This is a genomic window from Rhodohalobacter sp. (assembly GCF_041686455.1).
Lineage (GTDB): Bacteria > Bacteroidota > Rhodothermia > Balneolales > Balneolaceae > Rhodohalobacter.
Map to the genome: position 1 here is coordinate 1 of NZ_JAWLDW010000169.1, position 4,402 is coordinate 4,402.

A 4,402-nucleotide genomic window follows, 5' to 3' on the forward strand; every position below is an offset into this window, starting at 1 on the left:
CCGGAGATGTGAGTCAAAAGCGGGGCACTTGCCGTATTCAGGTTCACGCCCACCTCGTTTACGCAGCTCTCTACCACATCATCCAGCTTTTTTGCCAATTCGGTCTGATTCACATCGTGTTGATAAAGGCCCACACCAATCGATTTTGGATCAATTTTAACCAGTTCCGCCAGCGGATCCTGAGCCCGACGTGCAATCGATATGTTTCCGCGCTGAGGCGCATCCAGATCAGGAAACTCTTCTCGTGCCAAGGTCGACGCTGAGTAAACAGAAGCTCCCGCTTCGCTGATAATGAGGTAGTTGAGGTTTTCATCCTTGTTCAACTCTTTTCGTTTTTGAATCACATCAGCGATAAACTGCTCAGTTTCTCGGCTGGCCGTTCCGTTTCCGATGGCGATAAGGGTTACTCCATATTTGTCAATCAGCTTGTTGACAACCTTTGCTCCCTGTTCCACTTTATTCTGTGGCGGAGTGGGGTAGATGGTAGTTCCTTCCTGATATTTGCCGAGCTCATCAATAACAGCGATTTTACAGCCTGTTCGGAAAGCAGGATCCACGCCCATCACTACCTGATCTTTCAATGGCGGCTGAAGCAGCAGGTTTTTCAGGTTGGTGGCAAATGTCTGGATGGCGTGTTCATCAGCTTGTTCGGTAAGTTCATTTCGAAGTTCGCGTTCCAGTGACGGCATCAAAAGCCGTTTGTAGGCATCCTCAACGGCATCCTGCAGAAAGGGAGTGAAGATCGAGAGATCATTGGTGATTACCACATCGTCGATGCTGTCGAGCGTGCGGCTGTCATTTAACTCCAGATTTATAAAAAGTACATTTTCTCTTTCACCACGATTCAGTGCCAAAATCTGATGAGGTTTTAGGTACTGAACCCGGTTTTGGTAGTCGTAATAGTCCTCAAAATTAGTACGGCCTTCTATCACGGGGTTTTTCTCTGATTTGATCATTCCCTGTTTGCGGATAATGGTTCGAAGTTTATCCCTAACATCTACCGATTCATTGATCCATTCAGCTACAATATCCAGTGTGGTTTTGAGGGCAGTTTCAGCATCTGGCAAATCATGTTCTTCGCTGATATACTCTTCGGCATGTTTGAGAGGATCGCCCTCGGTAATCTCCTGATCCCAGATCATCTGTGCCAGTGGTTCAAGGCCTTTCTCCTTGGCCATGTCGCCACGAGTTTTTCGTTTCTTCTTATATGGAAGGTAGAGATCTTCCAGGGTTTTCAGGTCTTTACAGGCTGTGATCTTCTCACGAAGTTCATCCGTCAGTTTATCCTGCTCATCAATGGCTTTCAGGATTGTTTTCTTTCGATCCTCCAGAGTCCGGTGAAATTCAATCGCATCTCGAACAGTACGCAGCTGCACTTCATCCAACCCTCCGGTGGCCTCCTGACGATAGCGGGCCAGGAACGGTATGGTGGCTCCCTCGTCGATAAATTCGGCAACGGTTTTAACCTGTTTTGCTGAAAAATTGTGTGCAGATGCAATGTGACTGAAAATCTGAGAATCGGTCATTGTTGTGTACTTCTATAAAATTAGGTTTTGGAAATGAGAACTGATGATACGGTTTTGTACAGGTTCAAATCAAAAAAGTTCGTACATCGGTTAAGAGAAATTTGAGGTTGAACTCAAGTCCTCTTTTTACGGAATATTGTTATGAATTAATGGACCTGAAAAATAGTCGAAAAAAAAATGAAAGTTTTTTGTGGGGGCTTACGCTTACATCATTAAAGGAATAAAAATCTACCTGAAGTGCCTCAAAAATCAATTATCGGCTTATTGTTTCTTCTTTTCTTGCTGTACGGTGTACAGGATGCATTAGGGCAGTTTAGTCAATTTCTCGAAGAGTCTGACATTACCAGGGTTGAAGCAGGCGGCAGTATCGGTCTTACTGCAAGCGCGTATTCAGTTGATGGGATTGAAAACAGACGTGCACCGGGCATGATTCAGACGAATGCCAATATGAGTTTTAATCTGTTTGGGTTTAGTTCAGGAATTAATATGAACTACTCCACAGATGATTCCAGATTTCGTCAGAATATGAACAGCCTCAGTTTTAATGCAACCTGGAAGTGGCTGAATGTTCAGGCCGGGGATGTAAATGGTCGTTTTTCGGAATATGGGTTGAGCGGAGCAACAATTCGAGGTGGTTATATAAGAGCAAATCCCGGTAAATTTTTAGTGGAGTTGACCGGTGGGCGATCAAAAAGGGCTGTTAGGCCGAGTTTAGAGTCGGGTTTCAGAACACCAGCTTTTGAGCAGTGGGCGGGAGCTGCAAAAATAGGTTACGGAAATACATCAACCAGCTATTTCCACTTCAGCACGTTTTATGCCAGAGATGAAAGAGAATCCATTACAGGTACCAATTTAGAAATCTCCCCCAGAGAGAACCTGACCTTTACTCCCGATTTCCAGGTTCAATTCTTAAACGGGCGTTTTACGATTGCCAGTGAAGTGACGGCATCACTCTTTACGCGTGATTTAAATAGCTCTGTTGTTTCGATGGATGAAGTAGATATTCCTTCGTTTTTCACCACGATCTTTACCCCGAGAACAAGTAGCCGTATCAATTATGCGGGGATGGCCGATGCAACTCTGAATATGGATATCTTCAACCTGGGCTTGGGTTATGAGAGAATTCAACCCGGATTTGAATCACTCGGCAGAGGAACCGTTCGCGATGATCAGGAAAGGATTAAAATCAGCCCGTCTCTGCGATTGATGAACAATCGTATCAATATCAGTTCGAACGTTTCTTTGGGACGCGATAATCTTTTGGGTAACAGGGTGCAAACACAGACCAATACAAACGCAAACTCGAATATCCAGTTTATCATCACTGATTATTTGAATGTTAATACAACGTATGGCTTGGTTCTGAATAATATTACGGCTCAGGAGATAGACGGGCAGACGACAGGCAGCAGTCAGTCTCAAATTTCACACAATGTAATGGTTCAGCCCAGTTTAACACTTCGGAGTGAGGAAACAACTCATAATATATCATTAACCGGGGGATATATGAGTATTGAAAGCAAGTTTGATAACCCGGGAGGAGCTCAGACCGACAGTTACGGTTCAGAATCTATTACTTCTGCTTTAAACTACGCTATTACATTGCCTATCGGTCTTACGATAAACTCATCTGTAAACTATATGACAAATAGCTCTGATGGTATTGAGATTCAGAATATGGGTCTGAATGTGGGAACCAGTTATGCCTTTTTTAACAGGAGCCTCAGCGTCAGTGCAAATGCGGGACTAAACCGAAATATGAGCGAAAGAGAGGGGCCGGGTGGAAATTTGACAGAATCAGAACTTCAGCAATTGACCGGAAGTCTGAATTCCTCATATAACCTCACAGAAAACGATTCTTTTAATATCACTATGCGCACAAGAAGCAATAATGTGTTAACCGGAGCGGGAAGAGAGTTCACAGAGCTTGAAGGAAGTTTTAGATATCAAAGAAGATTTTAATTCATAAAGTTGAAGATGAGTAAAAACGATACAATTTATTACTTAAATAAGGGAATTCAGAAGTTCTGTAAACTATCTCTCTTAGTTGCTGCATGCATCGGTTTTTTCTCTGTCCAATCTTTCGCACAGAGCACTACGCAGGTGAATATTGTGGGAATTCCACCTGTATTATCGTCACCTTTTGCCGATAATATCGAAACCAATTTCAAAACCGGGCAATACCAGGTCATCTTCAACTACTCCAGCTTTAGCAGTCAGCCGGTCGATTTTGTATTTGAATTTACGCTTACCCGGAATAACCGAACCATTATTGAATTTGAATCACTTCCTCAGGCGTTTACGCCGGGCAGCTATGTTTTTGCTAACTTCTTTGAAGAGGTTGATTTCCCGGTAACGCCTAAAGATGTACTCAATCAGCTTGATAAAGAACTGCAAAATCAGGTTGTTCAATCGGGATCGATACCCGAAGGGAACTACTCTATTGAAATAACGGCAAGACCTAACGTTCAGCAGTCTGGTATTAACTCCATGCCGGGCAATTCCATATTTGCCATTCGCTATCCGCCGCCGCCAATTTTAGTCTCCGTGCCGGACGGAGCAAATCTTACTTTCGAGACACCTACTTTTTCATGGACACCGGTCGCCAGTTCAATGGGCGGCCTTTTTGAATATGATTTCCTGCTTGTGGAAATTTTTAAAGGACAAACACCTCTTCAGGCAATAAACAGTAACAGAGAGCAAGCTTCTGAAACGCTGACCGGTCAGACCACACTTCCCTATACCTTACAATATTTACCGCTGGAAGAGGGGGCAACCTACGCCTGGCAGGTCACGGCAAGGGATGCCAACGGTCAGATTCCACTTCAGAATGGAGGGGAGAGTGAGATCTATACGTTCACGTATCGGGATAAAGG

The 4,402-nt window shown here is 44.0% G+C and carries 3 protein-coding genes; 2 read left to right on the top strand and 1 reads right to left on the bottom strand.

All coding sequences use genetic code 11. The features are described from left to right. Window positions 1-1,526: Tex-like N-terminal domain-containing protein (locus tag ACESM0_RS12950; protein ID WP_372906623.1), on the bottom strand; the 1,526-nt coding region annotated here is incomplete at its 3' end. 237 nt (window positions 1,527-1,763) lie between these two features. Here ACESM0_RS12950 and ACESM0_RS12955 point away from each other — a divergent pair. After that, window positions 1,764-3,488, top strand: coding sequence for a hypothetical protein (locus ACESM0_RS12955; RefSeq protein ID WP_372906624.1), 1,725 nt, complete (start codon window positions 1,764-1,766; stop codon window positions 3,486-3,488). Between the two features lie 15 nt (window positions 3,489-3,503). Next, window positions 3,504-4,402 (top strand): hypothetical protein (locus ACESM0_RS12960; RefSeq protein ID WP_372906625.1); only part of this gene is annotated, 899 nt, incomplete at its 3' end.